Source organism: Streptococcus fermentans, from assembly GCF_040888305.1.
GTDB classification, from domain to species: domain Bacteria; phylum Bacillota; class Bacilli; order Lactobacillales; family Streptococcaceae; genus Streptococcus; species Streptococcus fermentans.
In genome coordinates, this window is record NZ_JBFNFG010000004.1 from 82,933 (window position 1) to 107,489 (window position 24,557).

The window sequence follows — 24,557 nt, forward strand, 5'->3', positions numbered from 1 at the left end:
CACTTGAAAGGGATGGAGGCTTATCTAGACCTTCTATTTCTACGATAGCCATTTAGTTTTTTATTTTCCCAATAACTGTTAAAGATTTTTTCTTTACTTTCACGATCAATTTCTAGGAAATAAGCATAGAGGAGATCGATTAAGATCAACATAGGGAGTTGGGCAGAAATGCGTTGGATATAGGAAGCCTGACTCTGGCTTGCTACCAGTACAGTTTCTGTAAATTCCTGAGTTTCCTTGCTTGGCGTACTAGTAAAAAGAACAGTTTTAGCCCCCATATCTTGAGCGTCTAGTAGACTGTCAATGATGGATGGAGTTGTTCCTGAAAGGGAAAAGCCAAAGACCAAACATTTTTCATCGATGATACTGGTTGTCCAGGCGAAACCATCTGGATCTGTCAAAGCCTCACAAACGACTCCAAGTCTCATGAAACGCAATTTCATCTCACGCGCAACGAGGCCAGAACTTCCAGTGCCAAAAAAATAGACGCGTTCTGATTGATCAATCATTTGGGCAATGCGCTCCAGTTGGTCATCATCAATCAATTCTTGTGTCATTTCTCGGATATTTGTATAGCTTCTCAAGACTCTTTGAGTCAAAGGATTCATATCTTGTTGAGGAACGGAAAGGGTATCCTTTTGTTGTTGGTATTTGAAAATAAATTCCCGATAGCCCGTAAAGCCACATTTTTTGGCAAAACGAGTGAGAGCCGCCTGAGAAATATGAAGTTTTTGAGTGACCTGCTGAGAAGACAAGTCATCATGAATGGTATCTGCCTGCAAAAAATAGCGAGCAATCTCTTGCTCTAAATCGGTCATTTCTTCAAAGTGAAGATCAATAATCGTAGAGATGTCTGGCTTGTTCATGGGACTCCTTTGTAGTTATTTGTTAAACATTATTTGTCAATAAAAGATAACAAATAAAATAGCGCCTACTTCTATTATACCACAGTTGCTTTGTTTTTGGGATAAAAAGGAAAAGTCTTTTCTTTTTCCATAATTTTCTCTTCAAATTATGGTACAATGGAGATTGAGATTTTGATTAGAAATGAGACTGATTTGTATGAGAAAATTCAATAGCCATTCGATACCGATTCGGCTTAATTTATTGTTTGCAATCGTTATTTTGCTTTTCATGACCATCATTGGTCGCTTGCTCTATATGCAAGTTTTGAACAAGGATTTCTATGAAACCAAGTTAGCGTCTGCTAGCCAAACACGGGTAACAACGAGTTCTGTTCGTGGTGAAATCTATGATGCGGCTGGAAAACCATTGGTAGAAAACAGCGTCAAACAAGTGGTGGCTTTCACACGAAGCAATAAGATGACAGCTAAAGATTTAAAGGATATTTCCACTAAACTCTTAACGTATGTAACGGTATCCTCACCAGATTTGACGGAACGTCAAATGGCTGACTATTATCTAGCAGATCCAGCTGTCTATAAAAAAACGGTAGAAGCTCTTCCTAAGGATAAACGTTTTGATTCTGATGGTAATCAGTTGTCTGAAGCTCAACTTTATAACAATGCTGCTGAGAGTATCACTTCTGATCAACTGAATTATTCAGAGGATGAAAAGAAGGCTATCTACCTCTTTAACCAGCTCAATGCAGTTGGTAATTTTGCGACAGGGAATATTCAAACAGATCCCTTGAGTGATACACAGGTGGCTATCGTTGCTTCGGCTTCCAAGGAATTACCTGGTATTAGCATTTCAACTTCGTGGGATAGAAAGGTTTTAGAAACATCTCTCTCATCTATCGTTGGAAGTGTCTCTAGTGAGAAATCAGGTCTTCCAGCTGAGGATGTGGATGCTTATTTGCAAAAAGGCTATTCACTTAATGACCGTGTTGGAACTTCTTATCTGGAGAAACAATACGAAGAGATTTTACAAGGGAAGCGCACAGTAAAAGAAATCCATCTCGATAAATATGGCGATATGGAGAGTGTGGAAAATGTCGAAGAAGGTAGCAAGGGCAAAAATATTAAATTGACCATTGATTTGACCTTCCAAGATAGTGTGGATAATCTTCTGAAAAGTTACTTCAGTTCGGAACTTTCAAATGGTGGAGCAAAATATTCTGAAGGTGTCTATGCAGTGGCCCTCAATCCTAAGACGGGTGCTGTGTTAGCTATGTCAGGGATTAAACATAATCTGGAAACGGGTGACTTAACCTCAGACTCACTCGGGACTGTGACCAATGTCTTTGTTCCAGGTTCTGTCGTTAAAGCGGCTACCATCAGCTCGGGATGGGAAAATGGTGTTCTTAAGGGGAACCAGACCTTGACAGACCAACCAATCGTTTTCCAAGGATCCCCAGCTATCAATTCTTGGTATACTCTTGCTTACGGTTCCGGTTCCTTCCCGATTACAGCAGTAGAGGCTTTGGAATACTCATCCAATGCCTATATGATTCAAACTGCCCTAGGAATGATGGGCCAAACCTATCAACCAGATATGACAGTCAAGACAGACCGACTAGAGTCTGCTATGGGAAAACTACGCGCGACTTTTAGTGAGTATGGTTTGGGTGCTGCTACAGGGATTGACTTGCCAGATGAATCGACAGGATTTATCCCCCAAAAATTTGACTTGGCTAATTATTTAACTAATGCTTTTGGCCAGTTTGATAACTACACACCGATGCAATTAGCCCAGTACGTTGCAACGATTGCTAACAATGGCGTTCGTCTAGCTCCTCATATCGTAGAAGGAGTCTATGATAATAATGAGCAAGGTGGTCTAGGAAATTTGATTCAGCAAACAACTAGCACCGAAATGAATAAAATCAATATTTCTGAATCAGATATGGCAATCTTGCACCAAGGATTTTACCAAGTATCGCATGGAACTAGTCCCCTAACGACAGGACGGGCGTTTTCAGATGGTGCCACTGTTTCTATCAGTGGTAAAACCGGTACAGCTGAAAGCTATGTAGCTGGTGGTCAAAAAGAAGCTAATAATACCAATGCCGTGGCCTATGCTCCAACAGAAAATCCTCAAATTGCAGTTGCAGTAGTCTTTCCTCATAATACCAATTTAACCAAAAATGTTGGGCCAGCAATTGCTCGCGACATTATCAATCTATACAACCAACACCATCCAATGAACTAGAAAGGAAGCCATGCTTTACCCAACACCTATTGCTAAGTTGATTGACAGCTATTCTAAACTTCCAGGTATCGGGATTAAGACAGCAACCCGACTGGCCTTTTACACCATTGGGATGTCTGATGACGACGTCAATGAATTTGCTAAAAATCTTCTGGCAGCTAAACGAGAATTGACCTATTGTTCAATCTGCGGACGTTTGACGGATGATGATCCTTGTTCCATCTGTACCGATCCTAGTCGAGATCAATCAACGATTCTGGTTCTGGAGGATAGTCGCGATGTCGCTGCTATGGAAAATATCCAAGAATACCACGGACTATATCATGTCTTGCACGGTTTGATTTCCCCTATGAATGGCATTAGCCCAGATGACATCAATCTTAAGAGTCTCATGACTCGCCTCATGGATAGCGAGGTTTCAGAGGTCATCGTAGCCACAAATGCAACTGCTGATGGTGAGGCGACATCAATGTATATCTCTCGACTTCTCAAACCTGCAGGAATTAAGGTTACTCGTCTAGCACGAGGTCTAGCAGTCGGAGCAGACATCGAGTATGCGGACGAAGTAACACTCTTAAGAGCTATTGAAAATCGTACCGAACTTTAGTCTGTAAGGTTAAGGATAGATGCAATGAACTAGCAGATAATCATTTAAAAGTATAAAGAGACTGAATCTCATTTTGATTTGGTCTCTTTTCTTGTTTTTTGCTGTACAAGTTTAAAAAAAAGGACAAATGTGATATACTAAAGGACGAGTATTCTATTAGAATTGGAACAAATCATATGAAACAAACAATTATTCTATTATATGGTGGACGCAGTGCAGAACGTGAAGTGTCTGTCTTGTCAGCTGAGAGTGTCATGCGTGCAGTCAACTATGATCGTTTCGCAGTCAAAACCTTCTTTATCAGCCAGTCCGGTGATTTCATCAAAACCCAAGAATTTACCCAAACTCCTGGACAAGATGAACGTCTCATGACCAATGAAACGATTGATTGGGACAAGAAAATTGCTCCAAGTGCTATCTACGAAGAAGGAGCGGTTGTCTTTCCAGTTCTTCATGGACCTATGGGAGAAGATGGTTCCGTTCAAGGTTTCTTAGAAGTCTTGAAAATGCCTTATGTCGGTTGTAACATCCTATCTTCAAGCCTTGCCATGGATAAAATCACAACTAAGCGCGTTTTGGAGTCTGCTGGGATTGCCCAAGTTCCTTACGTAGCGATTGTTGAAGGGGATGACTTGGCTTCTAAGATTGCTGAAGTTCAAGAAAAATTAACCTATCCAGTCTTTACTAAACCATCAAATATGGGATCTAGTGTCGGTATTTCTAAGTCTGAAAATAAAGAAGAACTCCATCAAGCTCTCGAGCTTGCCTTCAAGTATGATAGCCGTGTTTTGGTAGAACAAGGAGTCAATGCACGTGAAATCGAGGTTGGTCTTTTAGGAAACTATGATGTCAAGAGCACGCTTCCTGGTGAAGTTGTCAAGGATGTAGCCTTTTACGACTACGATGCCAAGTATATCGATAACAAGATTACTATGGACATCCCAGCCAAAATCAGTGATGACGTGGTAGCTGTCATGCGTAAAAATGCAGAAACTGCCTTCCGTGCTATTGGTGGACTTGGTCTCTCACGTTGTGACTTTTTCTATACAGATAAGGGAGAAGTTTTCCTAAACGAGCTTAACACCATGCCAGGATTTACCCAATGGTCTATGTATCCATTACTTTGGGACAATATGGGAATTTCTTATCCAGAATTAATTGAACGTTTGGTTGATCTTGCTAAGGAAAGTTTTGACAAGCGTGAAGCGCACCTATTGTAAAGACAGACATAAGGGCGGGGAAGGACTCCTTGCCCCTTTTTAAAGGAGTAAACATGAAACTTACGATTCACGAAGTTGCGCGTGTTGTCGGTGCAAAAAATGATGTGACAGGCTATGCGGATAGCCCGCTAGTCAAGGCTGAGTTTGATAGTCGTTTGATTGGACTTGGTGATCTGTTTGTGCCACTCAAGGGGGCGCGTGATGGTCATGACTTTATCGAGACAGCTTTTGAAAATGGCGCAGCTTTAACCTTATCAGAGAAAGAAGTAGTAGGTCATCCTTACATCTTAGTAGATGATGTCTTGACAGCCTTCCAAGCACTTGTGGCCTATTACCTTCAAAAAACAGGTGTCGATGTCTTTGCTGTTACAGGTTCAAATGGGAAAACAACTACCAAGGATATGTTGGCCCATTTACTTTCTACAAGCTACAAAACCTACAAAACGCAAGGAAATTATAATAACGAGATTGGCCTCCCTTATACGGTTCTCCATATGCCAGATGATACTGAAAAGCTGGTCTTGGAAATGGGACAGGATCACTTGGGAGATATTCATCTTTTGTCTGAACTGGCTCATCCAAAGACAGCTATCGTGACCTTGGTTGGAGAAGCTCATCTGGCTTTCTTTAAGGACCGTTCTGAAATTGCAAAAGGGAAATTACAAATCGCTGATGGGATGGAAAAGGGTGCCTTGCTTTTGGCACCGGCTGATCCCATTGTAGAGGATTATCTACCTGCTGAGCAAAAAGTAGTTCGTTTTGGCCCAGGTGTAGAACTCGAAATCACAGAATTGATTGAGCGTAAGGATAGTTTAACCTTCAAGGCTAATTTCTTGGAGCAGGCTCTCGACTTGCCAGTAACAGGTAAGTACAATGCGACTAATGCTATGATTGCATCTTATGTTGCTCTTCAAGAAGGAGTGACTGAAGAGCAAATCCGTCAAGCCTTCCAAAATCTTGAATTGACCCGTAATCGTACCGAGTGGAAAAAGGCAGCTAATGGAGCGGATATCTTATCAGATGTTTACAATGCCAATCCAACTGCTATGAAGTTGATTTTAGAGACTTTCTCTGCCATTCCAGCCAATGAAGGTGGCAAGAAACTCGCAGTTCTGGCGGATATGAAAGAACTTGGAGATCAGTCTGTTCAACTTCATAATCAGATGATTTTGAGCATTACACCTGATGTCCTTGATACTGTAATTTTCTACGGTGAAGACATTGCTGAATTGGCTCAATTAGCCAGTCAAATGTTCCCAATCGGCCATGTGTACTACTTCAAGAAAACAACTGAGGAAGACCAGTTTGAAGCCATGGTTAAGCAGGTCAAGGAAAGTCTTGGCGCACATGACCAGATTTTGCTTAAAGGTTCGAACTCTATGAATCTAGCCAAGCTAGTAGAAAGCCTAGAAAATGAGCACAACTGATTTCGCCAAAGCTATTCAGAGAATGTTAGCTATCACTGATACTGGGTTGACCTATTCAAAGGATCCTTATGACCGTGAACGTTATGAGGATTTACGTCAGATTTTATGGAGTGTCTTGCAGGATCAAACGGAACTCGATCAAGAGGAATTGACTGCAATTTTAAAACCAACAGGTAGCTATGCAACTCCCTTGATGGATGTAAGGGCATGGATTGTTCAAAATCAGAAGATTTGCCTGGTTCGAGGACAAGGAGAGGATACTTGGGCATTACCTGGTGGCTTTGGCGAGGTAGGATATTCTCCCAAGGAAAATATCCGAAAAGAAGTTCAGGAAGAAACAGGATTTTCGGCAGAAGTAGGTTCTTTATTAGCGGTTTTTGATACCAATCGCTTTCAACTTCAGAACAAGCAGTATGCCAAGTTCGTCTTTGACTGTCAGTTATTGGATGGACATTTTCAAGAAAATCAAGAAATTGCAGAACTTGAATTTTTTAATATCAAGAATCTCCCACCCCTATCTGAAAAACGAATAACCCAAGAACAAATGGAAATTCTATGGCAGGTCTATCAGGGTGAGCGGGAACAATATGTCGATTAGAAGCTTTGTTTTATATTAAGATCGACAGTTTCTTTTACACAAAATTATAAGAAATAAATGTAAGCTAGGCTCTATAAAAACCAGTAAGAGATTGGCTTATATGAAAATGAGGAAAGTTACATGAATGTTTGGGATGCTTTATTTAGCACGCAGCCGACGGAGCCACCCCAATTTGATCTTCTTTGGTATGGCAGTCTATTTACCTTATTGGCATTGACTGTATTTCTTGCCTATCGTTATGGTGAGAAAAAAGCCTGTCAACGATTTTTCCAGATTTTACAGGCGGTACAGCTAATCCTGCTCTACGGATGGTATTTGGTTAATCAGATGCCTTTAACAGAAAGTCTTCCCTTTTATCATTGCCGTTTGGCTATGTTTGTAGTGCTTTTGACCCCGGGTGTCTCTAGAGTCAAACAGTATTTTGCTGTATTGGGAACCTTTGGAACGTTGGCAGCTTTTATTTATCCAGTGCCAGATCCCTATCCCTTCCCCCACATTGCCATTTTGTCCTTTGTTTTCGGACACTTAGCTCTTCTTGGAAATTCCTTGATTTATCTCCTGAAGGACTACGATGCTAGTTTACTGGATTTCAAACGAATCCTAGTTATCACGTCTTCGCTCAATGCCTTGATTTTCATGGTCAATTTAGTAACAGGTGGAGATTATGGATTTTTGACAAGACCACCATTGGTTGGAGACCACGGTCGTTTGATCAATTATCTAGTGGTAACGCTATTCTTGACTTGCGCTATTTACTTAGTCTCTAAAATTTTTCAGACAATCCTTCAGGAACAGGCAGAAAAAAGGTTGAGAATCTGGCAGAAATAAAAAAATATTTTCCCAATCTCTTGACTTTTATCTGAGAATTTTGATACAATAGTAGACGGTATTGTTTACCCCATTTGTAAGGCCCCGGAACCTTTCAAATAACTTGCGGACCGGAACATCCGCCCTGTAAACAAAAACGATATTCATATAGGAGAAATCATGAACAAAACTACATTCATGGCTAAACCAGGCCAAGTAGAACGCAAATGGTACGTTGTTGACGCAACTGATGTACCTCTTGGACGCCTTTCAGCAGTTGTTGCTAGCGTACTTCGCGGAAAAAACAAACCAACATTCACACCACACACTGATACAGGTGACTTCGTAATCGTTATCAATGCTGAAAAAGTTAAATTGACTGGTAAAAAAGCATCTGATAAGATCTACTACACTCACTCAAACCACCCAGGTGGATTGAAATCAATCTCTGCTGGTGAACTTCGTTCTAAAAATGCAGTACGTTTGATCGAGAAATCAGTTAAAGGTATGCTTCCACACAATACTCTTGGTCGCGCTCAAGGTATGAAATTGAAAGTATTCGTTGGAGCTGAGCACACTCACGCTGCACAACAACCAGAAGTTCTTGATATTTCAGGACTTATCTAAGGAAAGGAACAATAAAGTATGTCACAAGCACAATATGCAGGTACTGGACGTCGTAAAAACGCTGTTGCACGCGTTCGCCTTGTTCCAGGAACTGGTAAAATCACTGTTAACAAAAAAGATGTTGAAGAGTACATCCCACACGCTGACCTTCGTCTTGTAATCAACCAACCATTTGCAGTTACTTCAACTGTAGGTTCATACGACGTTTTCGTTAACGTTGTAGGTGGTGGTTATGCTGGTCAATCAGGAGCTATCCGTCACGGTATCGCTCGTGCCCTTCTTCAAGTAGACCCAGACTTCCGCGATTCATTGAAACGCGCAGGACTTCTTACACGTGACTCACGTAAAGTTGAACGTAAGAAACCAGGTCTTAAGAAAGCTCGTAAAGCTTCACAATTCTCAAAACGTTAATCAACACGATTATATCAACGTTTCAAAGCACTCAAAAGTTTACCTTATGGGTGCTTTTTTCGTGTTTTTTTGAAAAGTTTACCTCAAAGTTTACCTTATTTTCACCTTATTGTTTTAGAGACTTTAAAGCAAATTCACCTACTGTCATAGGAACTACATTAGAAGTATTTACATAAATCTGTGTTGTTCCTGTATCGCTGTGTGTTAGAGCCTCAGAAATAGCTTCTAAGCTCATTCCTGCTTGTTTAGCAAGCGTTGCTCCTGTATGTCGCAGTTTATGAGGTGTAGCATGTGCCAGCTCTTTATGTCGCTTTCTGATGCTTTTCATTTTGTTGTTTAGATAGTCAGCATGTAAAGGCTTATTGATGTTTCCTTTTGTGTCGATATATGTAAAAACAAATTGTTCTGGATTACTGATGATACCAAACTTTGCCAGTTCATATTTTTGTTGTTCTTTCCAAGAGGTAAGGAGTTGAAGTAAGTCATTAGAAATAGAGAAAATAGTTTTCTTATTTCCCTTAGTAGATTTTACTTGTCCATATCTATCTAAAGCTTGAATTAGCTGAATCTGTTTTTTTGAAAGATCTATATGTTTCCATTGAAGAGCATAGGTTTCAGATTTTCTATCGCCTAAGAAAAAAGTGAGATAAAATAGGACATAATCTTTAAGGGTTATTTTATCATTATCTAAATCTTCTTGAAATGCTGAGAACCATTCTTGGAGTTGTTCATGAGTTAGATATAAATCTTCCTCTCTCTTTGACTCTGCAAGTTGAATCTTTTTAGTGGCCTTTATTCTTCTTAATATTTTTGCAACTCTATTTGCTTCAATATATTCAAGTTCTTCTGCCCAATCAAAAATAGAAATAACGTAACTTCGTAAAGTTTTGAAGTTGGCATATTCGTTAGCTTTTGCTGTCATCAAATTTAGAATAACCTGTTTATTTTGGTTTAAAAATTGAATCGTATAGTTGCCAAGAAGTGGTAGTATATGCTTTTCAAAACATGTTTTAGTATTAGCAATTGTTGACCTGCTTGGTGGCTTCGAAGTAGATGTGGTTTGTCCTACTTTGTAGGATTCCCACCAAATATTATTATAGAAGTCTGAGAAAAGAATATCTTCTTTTCCTAGTCCTGTAAACTCATTATCTTCTATTTGATTTAACTTGGTAAGCAAGTCTATCTCAGCTTGTCTTGCCTCCTTTCTAGTTTTAAATCGCTTATCGTAATAGTTGCTATTGACAATTCCAAGTGGCATTCGTGCTTCTATTGGGATATAAACTTTTAAGCGAAAAGTTCCGTTCTTTGTCTTACTGATAGTCGTCATGATATTCTCCTTGTGTATCGAACCAGAAAATATCATGACTATTATAAAACAAAAATATAGATATTTCTAGTTTTGTGAGTAAAGCCATGAATTAATGGCTTCTTTATTAAATCGTATAGTCTTGCCTATTTTTATTGTAGGCAGTCCTTTCTTGATCCAACTATCTAGAGTATTGTTTGAGATGCCTAGATAGTGGCAAGCCTGCTGTTTGTTTAAAAAAGGGCTTTCAAGGCTGCTATGGTGCAGCTTTTTTTCAATTTCTTTTTCGATTAGTTCAGCGAGTAGATGCTGAATTTGTTGAACTTGTTCATCTGGTAAAATGACTTGCATGTATTCCTCCAATGTATGGTATAATAGAGGTATCAAGAGATACCCTATTTACTTTTCTTGATTATCTGCGACCTCGTCCTCGCTCGCCAAAGTTTCGGACGGGGTTTTTGTTTTGTCGTACTCCCATATATCCCATTGGTTGTTGAGTCCAACTTTTGAAACTAACATGGATAGAAGTTCTTCTTTACTTTTCATTTCGTTGTCATGTGTGAAATCGTAAGATAAGTAAGTATCACATCCAATCTCTGGGATTCGTCTCAGATTGTTCAATGTTCTTGTAGGGTGAGATTCATAAAAAATAGGTTCATCCCCCACACCCTTTAACGTTGCTAGATGTTCAATTCTTCGAACATATTGTGATAAATCCTCACGATTATTTCCTTTAGTATGATAGAAGAAGGTCAAAGGATGTTTAGAGCTTGTGATGATAATGACTTTGGCAGCGCCTATTTTATTTTGATAACGTGCTGAGATAGGACTAATATTATATGGATCTAAAACTTTTAACCAATCTGAAGCAGTTAAGCTATCTCCTCGGACATCATCAAGTAGTAGGATTTCTTCTCCGTTTACTTCATCAAACATATTTGTGCCTGCGGTCAGGACTGATTGCCATTTTTTATTATTCAGCTTTGCTAACTGAATAAGACTTTTTGCTATCTCTTTTGCAAAGGTTGACTTGCCAAGTCCAGAAGCTCCATATATGAATAAGATTGTCTTTTTAAACTCTCCGTTTTCCAGTTCATCTTTTGTTCTGGCACACTTAATTTCTCCAATGCTTTTAATTGCGTCGTTTACTTTAACTTTATGAACTGTATAAAGAGTATGATATTGCTTATTAAGTAGTATTTCCTTTTTCGTAATACTCTCATTCAGAATGTTATCAATTAATAAATCGATATCCTCATAACTTTGTAGCACTTCCTTTTTTGCTTTTCCTTTAAGCCAGCTTCCTTGTCTTTCGTGAAAAACTTCTAAGTAGTCTTTACCTTTCAGAGTGAATACTTCGTCAGGAGTGTATTGATATTTGTCTTTATCTTTTGCATGAATTAAATAAGCTAACAAGTTATCGTAGCCATATCTACCAGATTTAGCTTTCTCAAGATACTGAGGTTCTAATCCGATTTTTACAGCTAAATCAGTTAGTGTTGCCCCTTTCTCAAATTTGAGTAAAGCGTGAATATGTGGCTCTTTTAGTTTGGAGGCTGTTGAATTAGTTACACTGTCAAAAACAAGTGATGTATCCTTGTCATGCTTGATTGCGTATGCTTCGGAAACAGTTGCGACATCACTAACTCTTTTTACTATTTCCTCAAGAATTTTTTCAATATTTGCAGACTTAATCAGTTCTTCATCCCAACCATTCTTCCAATAAGTCGTATCAAAATATTGTGTAATTGCTATAGAAGTCAAAAGCGCTTCCTTCTTCTTTGAAGTCATTTATATTAAACCTTTCTTTTTTAACTATTCTTTTAACTATTCTAGTGTTAGACCGTTGACAAGCCCAGTCTAACACGCGTTAGGAAGAATTAAGAATTAAATTTAACTCTTGGGGCTTTGCCAAACCCCAGCCTCTCCTGCCCGATGGATTCCCATAGAACCGAAAACGCTTGCCAATTCAACAAGGGACGGGGTAGTATTTTTTGGCGCTTCACTCCCTGCCTTCGGCATCGTTGCGCTTAAAAAATCTCCACCCCTCAAGCCCTTGCGAATAGGCATTTTTCTGCTGGTAAACTAAACCGATGAAATCCCTAGGTAGGTCAGTGTCGCATCAAACAAGTGTAGCAGAAAAAGCGCTAGATATATCTTGAAAATAGCTCCTGCATCCGTTGATTTAAACGTTCCTCGTCTCTTACTTGAATAGTACGAAACATCTTGACAGGTTCTCCCTCAAGTTGAAAATAGCCATATCCTCGCGGTTTTACTATGACTTCATCTTTTTCCATATCAGGAAAAAGGAGTTGTCTGTTGTTTGTTGCTAGCAGAAAGCTAGTTGATAAGGATATAACACAATTAAAATTGTAGCGCCCTGGAAGGTCAGACATCAAGAAACGTTGACTAGATAAAATGATTCGTAAACCTAGACTTCTACCCATGCTATTCATCATCAACATTTTCGATAAAACATCTTTGTGTTTCTTCTTATCAGTTTGTTCGAGATATGCAAGGAAAGCCTGCCATTCATCGAAAATTAGGTAGAGATTATGAGCAATATTTTCTTGTTTATTTAGTCTAGCTTCAAAACGTTGGCAGACTGTTTCAAAAAGTTCTAGACAGTAAAAGCCTCTTGCGACATGGTTGCCAGTCATTGGAAACATTGCTTCATCTGCTTTAAAATCGAGAAAGTAAGCTTCAGCATCTGTATCATAAAATGAAATGAGACCTATAATTCTTCTTAAAAACGTACTCTTCCCCGAGCCTGATGGGCCTGCGATTATTAAAGCGAAATATCGGTTTATGTCAATGTTGAAAGGGGAAGGGTGTCCCCTACTGTTGACCTCGAAAACGTTTTTAATCATGCTAGAAGTCCTCTTCTCTTTGATTTTTTTGCATTAGCATCATGTCATTAGTTGACACTAAACGAACCTTGACTGCAAGAAAGGGCTCACGCTTAGAGCGACTTACAACGCAATCTATAGAATCGTTTGACATAGTTTTTACAACTTGTCTTACTTTTGTTTCAAAGTTTCCAAGGGCTTCATCAGAGATTTCTTTGTCAATATGAACAAAGTAAATACCTTGTTCCGTAACTTCGACACCTTGTGTGTAACTTAGTGAAGAGATTGGTAGTTCTGTTACACCGACTTCTGTTAACCAGTTATAGAAGCTATCAAATAAAGGATTAATAGCAGTTTGACTTCTTTGTTTGTATCGATGCCAAGCTAGAGAGAAAATTTCTCCATCTGTCACAAGCCACAGGAACAACAAAGAACCTAATATAAATGGAACTATCCATAGCAGAAACTTAAGAAGTAGTGCTATTAAAACAAAGGTAATTGACGCTATGAAAATCTGATAGTACCACTCTAATTCCATGATTTCTCTTAAGAAATTTTTCATAAGCCACCTCTTTTCTATTTGAGTGCAATATCAGCAAGCTCAGCTACAAGAGCGATGCCGACTGGCTGTTTCAACTTGTCAAGAACAAATGACAAGTCATACTTGTTAAGTACGATGTCAGCGTTTATCAAACCATCTAAATTCTCGTTTTGATAGTTCTTCAGCCTGACTCGAAAGGTTGGACAGTAACCCTCTTTAGCAATGCTAGCAAACTGTTCGTAGAGTTCGACATCTACGCATGTAAGAGATGCCCATGAACGTTGATTTTCTTGACCTTCGTTAATGATTCCATTGTTAGTATCAATTACTTTGATCTCTGCTGGGATATCAACAGAAGTTGATAAAGCGTCTAAAAATGCTTTCGCTCTGTCGTAGTTGCCGACGATTAAATTTTTTTCTTTTGACATGTTAATTCCTCTTTGTCTTTGCATGGTCAGACTTTTTAGAATGCTGACAAGTAATTTTAATTTTTGATGATAACAAGTTATTAAATGTTATCAATTTAACTCATATAGTACATTTTTCATCACCCCGATCTTTTAATTTCACTTACTATATCGCAAGGGGATTCCTTCAGCTACGTCATTTTAATATTAAAAATTGAATTATCTCAAAAATACGCCATTGTATAAATATTATAGTACAGGTAGTCAAAAATTTACGCCAGTCTATATATATTATAGTATGATGTTGTTCTAAATTTTCGTCAGACTCTTCTTATTTTGCTCAGGTAGTTAGACCTCTTCGCTGGGATACCTATTTTTTATGCTGTTTTGATTATTCATTTTCGGTAGGGGGAAAGAATTTACGCTAGGGTCTTAGAAATTTTTAACCATACGAAGAACATTCGGTTTTTATTTACAGGAGAATAAAATAAAACCAAGTCATTTTTTTTGTGACTTGGTTTATGTTTCTATTTCGTCAATAAGCTGTATCATTAGCTTGAGAACTCGTTCTTGTTTACTAGGTGTTAGTTCCTTAATTTTATATATTAGCTGATTTATTAAAGGATTGCTTTCGGTTACGGATATATCGAAAAAAGTCTCTATATCTGTATCAAGTGCATCCATAATTTTTTGTAATGTTTTGATTTTGATATTTGGTTCAAGGTTTTCTAATTTATAAGTGTATTTTAATGGCAAATCCGCCAGTTCCTCTAGTTGCTGTTGAGTTAAATTTTTTTGAAGTCTCAGTAATCGGATTCTCTTACCTAGATAAGATTGTAGATTTGTTTTTGTCATATCAGTACCCCTTAAATCCTATCATACTCAATTTTATAGTCTTAAAAAACTACTATAAAAGAGAAATGCTATATAAAATAGTTTTAAAACGCTACAATATGTGATAAAATAGGACTATAAAACTATCAAAAGGAGATTTATACGATGGAATTACAAAAAGATTACGGCAAGAAATTGCGCACAGGCGCTGTCGTTTCTACTTTAGCACTTACAGCCTTTGGGGTATCCACTACTGTATCAGCTAGTGAGACTGAAGTAGCAGTTAATGAGCCAGCAACTAGGGTAGTTGCTAAGGACGAGGTAGTTGCTAAAGTTCCTAGTCAAGCTGATGTTGATAAGGCTAAAGCTGAATCTGACAAGGCTAATCAGGATGTAGCTAAGCAAAAGGAAGTTGTTTCAACTACTGAAGCAAACATTGCTAATACTGAAAAGACTATCGCTGATACTACTAAGAAGGCTGAAGAAGCCAAGGCTGTTACTCCAGAACGTGTTTCTGAAGCCAAAGAGAATGCTGACAAGAAAGCCAACGAGCTTGCGACTGCTGAAAAGACTGTAGCTGATGCTGATAAGTCTGTATCTGCGACTGCTGAAAAGGTTGCTGACCAAACTAAGGTAGTATCTAATTCTGAGAAAACTGCAACTGATACAGCTAATAAGGTAGCTGACGCTCAGAAAAAAGTAGATGCTCTTTCATCTACTACTGACACTACCCAACTTGAAAAAGAGGTAGCTACGCTTACTAACCAAGTTAGTGCTGACACTAAAACCGTAGAAACTGCTCAGACTAACCTTGATAATGGTAAAAAAGCTCAATCTAACAAAGACCAAGCAATCAAAGATGCTCAAGGTGGGGTATCTAGCGCTGAGTCTAACCTATCTCAAGCTACTACAGCCCTTGCTAATGCTAAAGCTGACCAATCTAACAAAGATAAGGCAGTTAACTCAGCTAAATCAGCTCTTGATGTAGCTAAACAAGGTGTCACTGAAACAACCACCTCTTCTGAAAAGATGTACGATGTTCCAAAGGCAAATTACGCTCCAGCCTTGTCTGATGAGTATATTAAGGCAATTAAAGACCTAGCTAATGGTACAGGCAATGTTCTTGATGTCATGAAGGCAATCAATAAGCCTTATACTGACGAAAAGACAGGTGTAAGTGCCAATAGTCTAGGTGGGTATAACTTTACAGGTAAGTATTTCTACAAAGGTAAGGATGTTGCTTACGGTAGTGAAGACACAGACGCTACAGAGATTGTTGATTTCCAACACTTATCTAAAGAGCAAGCAACAAAATTAAGTTTGTATGCAGCATCTATCATTAACGATTTGCGTGCTAAGTTTGGTAATGCACCTCTTAAAGTTAGTGAAAGTTCTGTTGAATTGGCTACTCAGTTTAACCATTACGCAAATCCTTTTGAAAAAGTGACAGATGGTAAGACAAGTCCAAACTATACAAAAACTCTAGCTGAGAAGTTAGCTATGGGTAAAGAGTCAGCTAACTTTAACTTAGATGCGCTAGGTATTCGAGCAGAGAATATCCCAGATTACGCAGGCAAAGGTACTCTTTCAACTATGGCTCAAATCAAGCAAGTTGTATACGAGGGTATCGTTCAGACAGTTATGTCTGCAACAAGTACAAGTTCTAGCGAAGACCTATATAGTGGTGCTTTGTCACTTCTAGGTTTCCATGATACTGATAAGACAAATCTTGGTGTAGGTCTAGGTTTTGGTTATAGTCAGCTTGGGGTAAAATATGAGACTAGTTTCACTCTATCTCCTACTAAAGAGGTAACTACAGTTACTACTAAAGTAGACGAAAAAGCAGTTGAAACTGCTCAAAAAGCGTATGACGACGCAGTTAAAGCATCTGAAGAAGCTAAATCAACTGTAGCAACTGCACAAACTGACTACACTGACGCTGAGACAGCTCTTGCTAATGCTCGTACTCACTTGTCAGGTTTGGTAGGTAACAAGATTGATGTTCCGTCACTTGAGAAGGCTCTTGCTGACGCTGAAGACAAACTAGCACAAGACACTAAAGCTTTGCAAACTGCTAAGGAATCACTTGCTCTAGCTAAATCAAACGCTACTGACAAAGCTAAGGCTCTTACTGATGCTAAGTCAGCTCTTGAAACTGCTAAGGCTGAACACTCAAACGCTGACCAATCTCTTGCTACTGCTAAAGGTGAATTGGAAGTCCTTACTAAGGCTCATGATGTAGCAGTCTTGGCTCGTAAGTCAGCTGGGAAAGACCTTGCTCGTAAACGTGAAGCATCTAAAGAGGCTACTGACACTCATACAGTTCTTGAACTTGCTCTTACACACCGTGATGAAGTCCTTAAGGCTTTGGACAAAGAGCTTACGGATGCTAAATCTAAGCTTGGTGTACTTCGTGCTGAGTTGGAGACTGCTAAGGAAGAGTTGGCTCATCTTGAGGGTATCGCAGAAGCTAAGGCTCGTAGATATGAGAACTTCAAGCAACTTAAAGCCGACCATGACGCATACCTTGCTGAACAACAACGCTTACAGGATTTGAAGGACAAGACAGATGCAATCCGTAACGCAGGTGGTCAACCTAAGGAAGTTACTGATGCATCAGGTAAAGTTGTTGATGTTGTGGATGCTAAGGCTCAAAATAAGGTTGTAGTTGCGACAGTAGGAACTAAAGACGATAAAACATATCAAGCTCCTGCACAAGCTACAAATGCAAAAGCAGAACCTAAGAAACAACTTCCAAATACAGGAACAAAGGATTCAGGACTTTTAGCATTGCTTGGAGCAAGTCTTGGACTCCTCGCTTTAGCAGGAAAACGAAAATATAATAGATAAAAAGAAAGAGAGCGGAGGCTCTCTTTTCTATGGTGTTGTTCTAATATGTATAAATTTTATATAAGGGAAACTTTTGATATTCTGGTTCGATTTTTACTTATTTTTTATGAAAGTTTACCTTATTTTAATGAAACTGATTGAAATTAGTTGAAATTTTATTTTTTGAAAACCTATGAAAACGTTGATTTTAAAGCACTTTGAAATTAGATGAAATAAGTGGTGCCCCAACCAGGCTTGAAGAAAGCTCGTAAAGCATCACAATTCTCAAAACGTTAATCAATAGGATACTATCAACGTTTACAGACATTCAAGAATTTTCTCTTGGATGTCTTTTTTGTATAAAAAATAGTTGTTTTTCGGAAAGTTGATTTATAGTTTCTTTTAAATATAAAATTAAAAAGATGTGCAGGTTGTAATTAACTTGTGCATTTTTTTTGTTTAAGGTGAATTCAAAGTATCCTAATATACCATATAGCTGAGAAATAAATCAAAATAGGGAAAAGAAGATATTGACAGAATTCCAGGGTTTGGTATAACAGTCAACTAGATAGTTACAATGATCAACAGGAGATATTCCTGAAGGTGTAATGTAAGATATTAGTGAAAAGATCGGAGAACATACATGGAATATAGTAAACTAGGCTGGAAAGAAGTTAGTAAGTTTGAGGAAATAAAAGGTTATGGACAACATATTTGGCGACATCATGAGAAATATTTTTTTGTTACAGATGAAGGGGGAATAGTTGAACAGAGGGTAGTCTATGAATTACCATATAGAACTATTTCAATCACCCTACTAAGTTTTTCTGAGTTACTTGAAAAGTCTAACTTAATTTGACAATTTAGGCAATAAAGAAATCCTAGACAAGCTTTTGAGCTATTTAGAAGACTTGAAATACCACTATAATCTCTATCAGCTCTTGCTTTTTCACTTTCAGAATAAGGAACCAGAGAAATTTTTTCGACTCATTGAAGACAATATAAAGAAGGTTCATTCTCTTTTTCAGACTGTCTTTAAAACATTTCTAAAGGACAAAGGGAAAATCATCAATGCCCTTCAGTTATCCTATTCCAACGCAAAATTGGAAGCGACTAATAATCTCATCAAACATATCAAACGCAATGCCTTTGGTTTTCGGAACTTTGAAAACTTCAAGAAGCGAATTTTCATCGCTCTGAATATCAAAAAAGAAAGGACGAAATTTGTCCTTTCTCGAGCTTAGCTTTTCTTCAACCCACTACAGTTGACAAAGAGCCGTAGATTTTAGGTATTTACCTTGTCTACTTAAGAGGTATCATATCATCGAGATAAAGGTGATTTGTTTGTTCCTAAGAATTAGGTTTTAGGTTTGACTTGTGGCAACTTCTGGAAACAGCTTATCTAGGATTTTTGGAGTGATAGCTTGTCCAGGACCTTCGGCACAGTAGGTGTGCATATACATCGAAGGGTTAAAGTTGAGTTCGATACAAGTGCAATGAGGATTTTCCTTGCTGGCAGGCTGAGTTTTATCTGGAATGATGAGGTCAACCCCACAAGCCCAGGCGCCCATGCTAGTTGCCATGGCTGCGGCCAATTCTTGGTAAGAGGAATCCATTGTCTCGGTGACATCAATAGAGTCACCGCCTGTAGAGATGTTGGAGTTACGACGCAGATTGACCTTTTTTCCTTCTGGGAGAATATCATCAGGTGCATAACCTTGCTGAGTCAACATCAATTGTTCGATGTCTCCTAGCTCAATGATTTCCAGCGGTGACCGGTGATCACGTCCTCGCAATGGGTTGGCATTTTTCTGAGCGACTAATTCACGAATGGTGTGTTTGCCATCACCGACAACATTGGCAGCGACACGAAGGAGGACAGCCTCACAACGCCCATCCAAGATAAAGAAACGGTATTCGGTTCCTGGGATAAATTCTTCAACAAGAACAGCTGTATCTTCTGCAAAGGCAATCTCGAGAGCTTTCTTATAGTTATCAAGGCTGGCAGGCTCTTGGAAAATGGAAATGCCCAGACCGAAGTTGGTTGATTTTGGTTTAACCACAATTTGCTTGCCCTTGATAAGAGGATAGTAGGCTAGACCTTGTTCTAGACTGGTAAATTCGTCGCCGGCAGGGACAGGGAAGCCAGCATCAGCCAGGATTTTTTTGGTCACGGTTTTATTAGCCATGGCAAGAGGAACTACATAGTTGTCTTTTGAGGTCATGTTACCATTTTTGACGTACTCAACATGATCTTTATGCCAGAGTTTAAGGAATTGATCCTGCTCATCTAGGATTTCAAAATGAAGCCCTTTTTGAATGGCATCAAAGAGCAGCATCTGGGTAGAAAGTTCCATCTCCTCATAACCCTTAAGGGCATAGTGGGCAGTCCAGTCGTAATCATGATAGGCAAGCGCCTTGTCAAGGGCAAAGTCAGAAAGGGACTTGTCTTTGATATGAGGAAGAAGTTGAGCAGCTAGTGTCTGACTGGAATCTGCAAAGGCATCTTTAACTTGTTTGACCAGACCTTGATGATAGTCACCAAGCCCAAAATGTTGCACCAGTTGGTCTAGAGCTGTCGTAATGTTCTGAGTTTCAGCTTCAGAAGGTAGAGGTTCTAAAGGATGAGAGAGGGCAATTTTTTCATTCAGTGCGTGACCTTGAGCCAGAGCCTGATCAACATTTTCAGGGGCATCCAGCCAGAGGAAGGCTAGAAGGAGTAGGTGTACGGTATCCATGGTAGTTTGGCTAATACCGATACGCTCAAAGGGGTTGAGGTCGAAGTTACGGAATTCTAGGTAGGTGATTCCCTTGTCAAGGAAGGAGCGATTAACCTTTTGTCCACGGAAACGAACAGCCGAGTAAAATTCCTTTTCCGCAATCAAATCACCTTGTTCGATATAGTTTTCGATGGCAGAGACATAGTCTTCTAGGCTTGCAAAAGATACTTGTATTTCTTCCTTATTGACATAACCATGGTCGCTGTTTCGGAAGGAACGCACGAGTTCTGGCACTTCTTGGTCGAAGAAGCCTTGCTCAGCAACAGGTGCAGCACCAAAGAGATAGGTAATCACCCAACGATAGCGCAAATAGTTCTGAGCCAGCTTAAGATAGAGGGCGTTTTTGAAAGCAATTATATCAATCTGGTCACTTTCTTGGAATAGGGCTTCAACCAAATCTTTCCCTAGTTCCATATTATAGTGGATACCTGAGATAGCTTGTAGTTTAGTTCCGTATTTTTCGGCCAGGTAGTTACGATAATGGCGTTCAAATTCATTTTCCAGTTGGGCAACTTGGATTTCTTGGGCGTTGATACGAGGAGGCATGGACAAGGGCCAGAGAAGTTCATCTTTACTGATGGAACGTCCAGCTACATCGGTAATGGCTCCAAGAAATCGACGAGCCTCAGTGGTAGATTTAGCAACTGGTGTGATGAGTTCCATCTGAAACTCACAAAAATCTGTTTGAATATAAGGGTGGAAACTTCGAGCTCCTAGGCAGGAAGGGTGAGGCGTATGTGCTAATTTTCCCTGTCTATCGACACGAAGACTTTCGCGTTCAATTCCAAAGTTAGCTTGAAGGATAGGGCTAGTAGGCTCCAGCTTTTGAAGCAGTTGATTTATAGTCATAGAGTCACCTTTTCATCTAATGTTAGTGATAGTCTATTATAAATAGGAACAAAAAACAAATTTCTGCTACGTATGGCTATGATTTACCAACATTTAACGCAAGTTTGTGAAAAATGAGCAGGTTTTAGAGTTGTTTTTTTCTCTACCTATTTTTCTAAAACTGGGGAAAATCTGATATAATAAGCTTTGTAGGTGTATTATATTAATACTTACAGAACCGAACTATTCCCCTATTTAAGAAATATTGATTCAAATTTTATGAAATCAATCAGTAAATATCGTTCATAAAAACCTTGATATTACGCTATTTTTAGTCCAACTGAAACTCATACTTTCCAAACCAGGTTTTAAGTTTATGAAGAATTTTTGGAAAATCTAGATACTGTATGAATCTCTACCTTTTTCTCTACTTTTTTTCCGCAGACGGTTATAAAGTCTGACATAATAAGCTTTGTAGGTGTAGGAGTTGATTTTTACAGAAGTTAAGTAAGACAATATACCAAAAGCCTATGAAATCAACGTTTCTAGGCTTTTTTTGTTTTTATAATGTGGTTTTGTCTGATTTTTGTCTGATTAGAAGCAATTGACGTATTTTAACTGAAATTTAAAATTTCTTTCAAATATTTCCCCGTTTGAGACTCTTCACAACTGATAATATCTCTTGGTTTGCCTTCGAATAAAATATACCCCCCATTCTTTCCGCCCTCGGGTCCTAAATCAATTATCCAATCAGCTTGAGCAATAAGTTCTAAGCGATGTTCAATCATCACAACCGTATTCCCTTGATTGACGAGGCGTCTTAGTAAACTAAGCAGTTGTTCAACATCCTTACTATGCAGACCTGTGCTTGGTTCGTCGAGAACAAAGATTTGTCCTGACTCTTGTAACTTACTAGCTAACTTAACCCGTTGCACTTCTCCACCTGACAAGGTACTTGTAGGCTGACCTAAAGTCAGATAATCTAAGCCAACTTCCTTCATGACTGACAGAGATTGACAAATCTTATCGTTCGAAGAAAAAACTGTTAATGCTTCTTCGACAGTTAGATTCAAAATCTCTTCAATTGTGAAATTCTGATAACGATAGCTGAGCGCTTTAGGATTATAACGGTGACCCCCGCACTCCTCACAAACGACCTCAACTGAATCCGCAAAAGCCATGTCATAAACGATTTTTCCAGTTCCCTTGCAAATTGGACAAGCACCTTTTGAATTATAGCTAAACCAACTAGGGGTTACATTGTTGGCTTTGGCAAATAATTTTCGAATTTCATCCATTATTCCTAAGTAAGTTGCTGGTGTGGAACGAATGGAGGTACCAATAGGTTTTTGATTGATGATAATAGCATCTGGGTAATTTTCGATAAATTCGACACCAATCAGAGAGCTCTTCCCTGAACCCGCGACACCCGTTACTGCGGTCAAGATTCCCTTAGGGATTTTTGTATTAACCTGTTTAAGATTATTTGCAGTAGCATCTTTGATGGCAAAATATTCTGTCCAAGCTAGTGGGTCTTGATTCAGTCTAAGTGGTTGATTTAGGGCACGGGTTGTGTAGGTGTCAGCTTTTTGCAACTCTACAAGACTTCCTTGAAAAATTAGCCTACCGCCTTCCCGACCAGCCAATGGTCCCAATTCAATGACTTCATCCGCTAAAGCTAACATTTGTCGGCTATGTTCCACAACCAAAATATTGTTGTGCTTATCTCTTAAATCCAACAAGAGCTGACCGATTTTCTCGGCATCATGAGGGTGCAGACCTGCAGTCGGTTCATCAAAAACGTAGTTGACATTACTTAGGCTGGAACCGATGTGTCGCACCAACTTGACCCGTTGCATCTCACCACCTGATAAGGTTTCTGTCTTCCGAGACAAAGATAAATAACCAATCCCAACCGTCTCCATCCGCTTAATAGCTGACTTGATTTGTGCAACTAATGATTGACCTAAAGGACTATCAACTTCTTCAAGTAAAGGCAAGAGTTCACTGACTGATAAGTTCATATAGTCAACAATATTATGCCCGTTTATCTTAGAAGCTAAGGCCTTGGGGTTTAGTCCTGAGCCTTCACAACTGGCACAAGGTACCTGAATGACAAGAGATAGCACTTCTTCTTGCAATGATTTTTTCAGCTTAGAAATATCCCTTTTCAGATAGAGGCGGTAGAAACGCGGAATGACACCTTCATAGTCAACACGGTCCACACTCCCCGTATTATTAGAACGAAATTCAACCTTGACTATTTCATCGCTTCCTTCTCGCAAAATCTGCCATTCTTCCTCAGAAAAATCAGCTAACTTTTTATCTGCATCAAGTAAAGGATTATTTTTGTAAAGATAAGCCTGCCAGCCACTCGAAAATTGGCTAAAATTAATAGCACCTTCATTCAATGATTTTGTGGTATCAAAAATCTTATCCTCAATTAACTGATAAACCTTCCCAATCCCAGTACAAATAGGACACATCCCTGCAGGATGATTGAAAGAATAAGCCATTGAACCACCCGCACTCGGTTGACCAACCCGTGAAAACAGCAGACGAATAAGCGGAGCAATGTCCATAGCCGTCCCGACTGTTGAACGAGTATTAGTCCTTAAAGCTTTCTGATCGACAACGATAGATGGGGGTAAATTTTTAATTTCGTCTACGTGAGGACGCTCATAGTGAGGTAGCTTGTTCCGTAAAAAGAGAGGATAACTATCCTGCCACTGTCTACTACTTTCTCTTGCTAGCGTATCAAAGACAAGGGAAGACTTCCCCGAACCTGAAACACCTGCAAAAACCACTAGCTTATTCTTAGGAATCGTCACATCAAAGTCTTTTAGATTGTGCTCTTTAGCACCAAAAATTTCAATACTATCTGTTTCCATCAATTATCCTCCATATCGTCAGTTAAAGTTAACAGCTCAGCTTTAGTAAATTCATTCTTCACAAGAGTTAGATATTTTCCTTGAAGTTCAACATATTTTTGCATATCCTCTTGCCCCATGACCCTTATTGCTTCTTTTTCTGCTTCCACCATTTTAGCAACGGTCATCTCTATATAAGTTTTGCCTTTTTCAGTCAAGGACAAATTCTTGCTCTTACGAGAATTTGGTAGTGGTGTCACCCATACATATTTGTCAGCACTCAACTTTTTTATCGAAGAGTGAATGGTTTGTTTTGGGAACATCATCTGTTTAACCAAGTCCTGCTGAGTGATATCACCACTATTACTAATAAAAATTAACAGACCCACACGCTACTCTCAGATAGCCCAAAATTCTTAGCCATGACACGATAAAGAGATGAGAATTCTTTCTCTTGTACTTATAATTGCTTTATAAAATCTGTTTTCAAAATAATTCCTTA

At 38.9% G+C, this 24,557-nt stretch carries 21 protein-coding genes and 1 pseudogene; 11 read left to right on the plus strand and 11 right to left on the minus strand.

Translation table 11 applies throughout. The annotated features are described in order from the left end of the window. Nucleotides 1-20 precede the first annotated feature (20 nt). Nucleotides 21-866: a MurR/RpiR family transcriptional regulator gene (locus AB2B50_RS05375; RefSeq protein WP_049525741.1), complete on the minus strand. Its 846-nt coding sequence runs from the start codon at nucleotides 864-866 to the stop codon at nucleotides 21-23. Nucleotides 867-1,062: 196 nt separating this feature from the next. Between AB2B50_RS05375 and pbp2b the strand changes: the two genes are divergently transcribed. The 8 genes from pbp2b (at nucleotide 1,063) to rpsI (ending at nucleotide 8,811) form a co-directional block, all read left to right on the plus strand. Beyond that, a complete protein-coding gene (gene pbp2b / locus AB2B50_RS05380) occupies nucleotides 1,063-3,114 on the plus strand; it encodes a penicillin-binding protein PBP2B (protein ID WP_320693019.1) in 2,052 nt (683 codons plus the stop codon). A 10-nt stretch (nucleotides 3,115-3,124) separates the two neighbouring features. Beyond that, complete coding sequence (recR, locus tag AB2B50_RS05385; protein ID WP_000966747.1) at nucleotides 3,125-3,721, plus strand: recombination mediator RecR; 597 nt, start codon at nucleotides 3,125-3,127, stop codon at nucleotides 3,719-3,721. A gap of 176 nt (nucleotides 3,722-3,897) precedes the next feature. Further along, nucleotides 3,898-4,941, plus strand: a complete 1,044-nt coding sequence (locus AB2B50_RS05390) for a D-alanine--D-alanine ligase (RefSeq protein ID WP_320693018.1) — start codon at nucleotides 3,898-3,900, stop codon at nucleotides 4,939-4,941. Between the two features lie 53 nt (nucleotides 4,942-4,994). Further along, the gene (locus tag AB2B50_RS05395) at nucleotides 4,995-6,368 is read left to right on the plus strand and encodes a UDP-N-acetylmuramoyl-tripeptide--D-alanyl-D-alanine ligase (protein WP_320693017.1); all 1,374 of its coding nucleotides are present in this window, start codon (nucleotides 4,995-4,997) and stop codon (nucleotides 6,366-6,368) included. Next, entirely contained in the window at nucleotides 6,355-6,966 is a 612-nt protein-coding gene (locus tag AB2B50_RS05400; protein ID WP_320693016.1) for an NUDIX hydrolase, read from the plus strand. The genes AB2B50_RS05395 and AB2B50_RS05400 overlap by 14 nt, the downstream gene beginning before the upstream one ends. A 120-nt stretch (nucleotides 6,967-7,086) precedes the next feature. Next, complete coding sequence (locus tag AB2B50_RS05405) at nucleotides 7,087-7,794, plus strand: YwaF family protein (protein WP_320693015.1); 708 nt, start codon at nucleotides 7,087-7,089, stop codon at nucleotides 7,792-7,794. 159 nt (nucleotides 7,795-7,953) lie between these two features. Further along, nucleotides 7,954-8,400, plus strand: coding sequence for a 50S ribosomal protein L13 (rplM, locus tag AB2B50_RS05410; protein WP_001044622.1), 447 nt, complete (start codon nucleotides 7,954-7,956; stop codon nucleotides 8,398-8,400). Nucleotides 8,401-8,418: 18 nt separating this feature from the next. Further along, a complete protein-coding gene (gene rpsI / locus AB2B50_RS05415; RefSeq protein ID WP_000075973.1) occupies nucleotides 8,419-8,811 on the plus strand; it encodes a 30S ribosomal protein S9 in 393 nt (130 codons plus the stop codon). A gap of 106 nt (nucleotides 8,812-8,917) precedes the next feature. Here rpsI and AB2B50_RS05420 read toward each other — a convergent pair whose 3' ends face one another. From AB2B50_RS05420 to AB2B50_RS05450, 7 genes are all read right to left on the minus strand, one after another. Continuing rightward, a complete protein-coding gene (locus AB2B50_RS05420) occupies nucleotides 8,918-10,138 on the minus strand; it encodes a site-specific integrase (RefSeq protein WP_320693013.1) in 1,221 nt (406 codons plus the stop codon). Between the two features lie 66 nt (nucleotides 10,139-10,204). After that, on the minus strand, nucleotides 10,205-10,468 hold the full coding sequence (locus tag AB2B50_RS05425; RefSeq protein WP_084880077.1) for a helix-turn-helix domain-containing protein: 264 nt from the start codon (nucleotides 10,466-10,468) through the stop codon (nucleotides 10,205-10,207). Between the two features lie 48 nt (nucleotides 10,469-10,516). Then, the gene (locus tag AB2B50_RS05430) at nucleotides 10,517-11,908 is read right to left on the minus strand and encodes a Rep family protein (protein WP_320693012.1); all 1,392 of its coding nucleotides are present in this window, start codon (nucleotides 11,906-11,908) and stop codon (nucleotides 10,517-10,519) included. 356 nt (nucleotides 11,909-12,264) lie between these two features. After that, nucleotides 12,265-12,987 carry a hypothetical protein gene (locus AB2B50_RS05435; RefSeq protein ID WP_320693011.1) on the minus strand — a complete coding sequence of 241 codons (723 nt, stop codon included), beginning with the start codon at nucleotides 12,985-12,987 and terminating at the stop codon, nucleotides 12,265-12,267. A gap of 1 nt (nucleotide 12,988) precedes the next feature. Then, the gene (locus AB2B50_RS05440) at nucleotides 12,989-13,528 is read right to left on the minus strand and encodes a hypothetical protein (RefSeq protein WP_042750105.1); all 540 of its coding nucleotides are present in this window, start codon (nucleotides 13,526-13,528) and stop codon (nucleotides 12,989-12,991) included. A 14-nt stretch (nucleotides 13,529-13,542) separates the two neighbouring features. Beyond that, nucleotides 13,543-13,935 (minus strand): hypothetical protein, encoded by a 393-nt coding sequence (locus tag AB2B50_RS05445; RefSeq protein ID WP_320693010.1) that lies wholly within the window; start codon nucleotides 13,933-13,935, stop codon nucleotides 13,543-13,545. 498 nt (nucleotides 13,936-14,433) lie between these two features. Beyond that, nucleotides 14,434-14,769, minus strand: coding sequence for a helix-turn-helix domain-containing protein (locus AB2B50_RS05450; protein WP_000169361.1), 336 nt, complete (start codon nucleotides 14,767-14,769; stop codon nucleotides 14,434-14,436). A 144-nt stretch (nucleotides 14,770-14,913) separates the two neighbouring features. Between AB2B50_RS05450 and AB2B50_RS05455 the strand changes: the two genes are divergently transcribed. From AB2B50_RS05455 to AB2B50_RS05465, 3 genes and pseudogenes are all read left to right on the plus strand, one after another. Next, on the plus strand, nucleotides 14,914-17,598 hold the full coding sequence (locus AB2B50_RS05455; RefSeq protein ID WP_320693009.1) for an SEC10/PgrA surface exclusion domain-containing protein: 2,685 nt from the start codon (nucleotides 14,914-14,916) through the stop codon (nucleotides 17,596-17,598). A 622-nt stretch (nucleotides 17,599-18,220) separates the two neighbouring features. After that, nucleotides 18,221-18,436, plus strand: coding sequence for a hypothetical protein (locus AB2B50_RS05460; RefSeq protein WP_320693021.1), 216 nt, complete (start codon nucleotides 18,221-18,223; stop codon nucleotides 18,434-18,436). A gap of 1 nt (nucleotide 18,437) precedes the next feature. Then, nucleotides 18,438-18,821: pseudogene (locus AB2B50_RS05465) on the plus strand (transposase); the annotation flags it as partial. A gap of 120 nt (nucleotides 18,822-18,941) precedes the next feature. On the opposite strand, the gene gshAB reads toward AB2B50_RS05465, so the two are convergent. The 3 genes from gshAB to AB2B50_RS05480 form a co-directional block, all read right to left on the minus strand. Then, entirely contained in the window at nucleotides 18,942-21,206 is a 2,265-nt protein-coding gene (gene gshAB, locus AB2B50_RS05470; RefSeq protein WP_320693008.1) for a bifunctional glutamate--cysteine ligase GshA/glutathione synthetase GshB, read from the minus strand. A 593-nt stretch (nucleotides 21,207-21,799) separates the two neighbouring features. After that, a complete protein-coding gene (locus AB2B50_RS05475) occupies nucleotides 21,800-24,076 on the minus strand; it encodes an ATP-binding cassette domain-containing protein (protein WP_062004529.1) in 2,277 nt (758 codons plus the stop codon). Continuing rightward, nucleotides 24,076-24,444, minus strand: coding sequence for a MarR family winged helix-turn-helix transcriptional regulator (locus tag AB2B50_RS05480; RefSeq protein ID WP_320693007.1), 369 nt, complete (start codon nucleotides 24,442-24,444; stop codon nucleotides 24,076-24,078). The genes AB2B50_RS05475 and AB2B50_RS05480 overlap by 1 nt, the downstream gene beginning before the upstream one ends. Between the last annotated feature and the right edge of the window lie 113 nt (nucleotides 24,445-24,557).

Bases quoted from the DNA above. Each gene is read 5' to 3' on its own strand.
- AB2B50_RS05375 (WP_049525741.1), bottom strand. From the start codon at position 866: ATGAACAAGCCAGACATCTCTACGATTATTGATCTTCACTTTGAAGAA.
- pbp2b (WP_320693019.1), top strand. From the start codon at position 1,063: ATGAGAAAATTCAATAGCCATTCGATACCGATTCGGCTTAATTTATTG.
- recR (WP_000966747.1), top strand. From the start codon at position 3,125: ATGCTTTACCCAACACCTATTGCTAAGTTGATTGACAGCTATTCTAAA.
- AB2B50_RS05390 (WP_320693018.1), top strand. From the start codon at position 3,898: ATGAAACAAACAATTATTCTATTATATGGTGGACGCAGTGCAGAACGT.
- AB2B50_RS05395 (WP_320693017.1), top strand. From the start codon at position 4,995: ATGAAACTTACGATTCACGAAGTTGCGCGTGTTGTCGGTGCAAAAAAT.
- AB2B50_RS05400 (WP_320693016.1), top strand. From the start codon at position 6,355: ATGAGCACAACTGATTTCGCCAAAGCTATTCAGAGAATGTTAGCTATC.
- AB2B50_RS05405 (WP_320693015.1), top strand. From the start codon at position 7,087: ATGAATGTTTGGGATGCTTTATTTAGCACGCAGCCGACGGAGCCACCC.
- rplM (WP_001044622.1), top strand. From the start codon at position 7,954: ATGAACAAAACTACATTCATGGCTAAACCAGGCCAAGTAGAACGCAAA.
- rpsI (WP_000075973.1), top strand. From the start codon at position 8,419: ATGTCACAAGCACAATATGCAGGTACTGGACGTCGTAAAAACGCTGTT.
- AB2B50_RS05420 (WP_320693013.1), bottom strand. From the start codon at position 10,138: ATGACGACTATCAGTAAGACAAAGAACGGAACTTTTCGCTTAAAAGTT.
- AB2B50_RS05425 (WP_084880077.1), bottom strand. From the start codon at position 10,468: ATGCAAGTCATTTTACCAGATGAACAAGTTCAACAAATTCAGCATCTA.
- AB2B50_RS05430 (WP_320693012.1), bottom strand. From the start codon at position 11,908: ATGACTTCAAAGAAGAAGGAAGCGCTTTTGACTTCTATAGCAATTACA.
- AB2B50_RS05435 (WP_320693011.1), bottom strand. From the start codon at position 12,987: ATGATTAAAAACGTTTTCGAGGTCAACAGTAGGGGACACCCTTCCCCT.
- AB2B50_RS05440 (WP_042750105.1), bottom strand. From the start codon at position 13,528: ATGAAAAATTTCTTAAGAGAAATCATGGAATTAGAGTGGTACTATCAG.
- AB2B50_RS05445 (WP_320693010.1), bottom strand. From the start codon at position 13,935: ATGTCAAAAGAAAAAAATTTAATCGTCGGCAACTACGACAGAGCGAAA.
- AB2B50_RS05450 (WP_000169361.1), bottom strand. From the start codon at position 14,769: ATGACAAAAACAAATCTACAATCTTATCTAGGTAAGAGAATCCGATTA.
- AB2B50_RS05455 (WP_320693009.1), top strand. From the start codon at position 14,914: ATGGAATTACAAAAAGATTACGGCAAGAAATTGCGCACAGGCGCTGTC.
- AB2B50_RS05460 (WP_320693021.1), top strand. From the start codon at position 18,221: ATGGAATATAGTAAACTAGGCTGGAAAGAAGTTAGTAAGTTTGAGGAA.
- gshAB (WP_320693008.1), bottom strand. From the start codon at position 21,206: ATGACTATAAATCAACTGCTTCAAAAGCTGGAGCCTACTAGCCCTATC.
- AB2B50_RS05475 (WP_062004529.1), bottom strand. From the start codon at position 24,076: ATGGAAACAGATAGTATTGAAATTTTTGGTGCTAAAGAGCACAATCTA.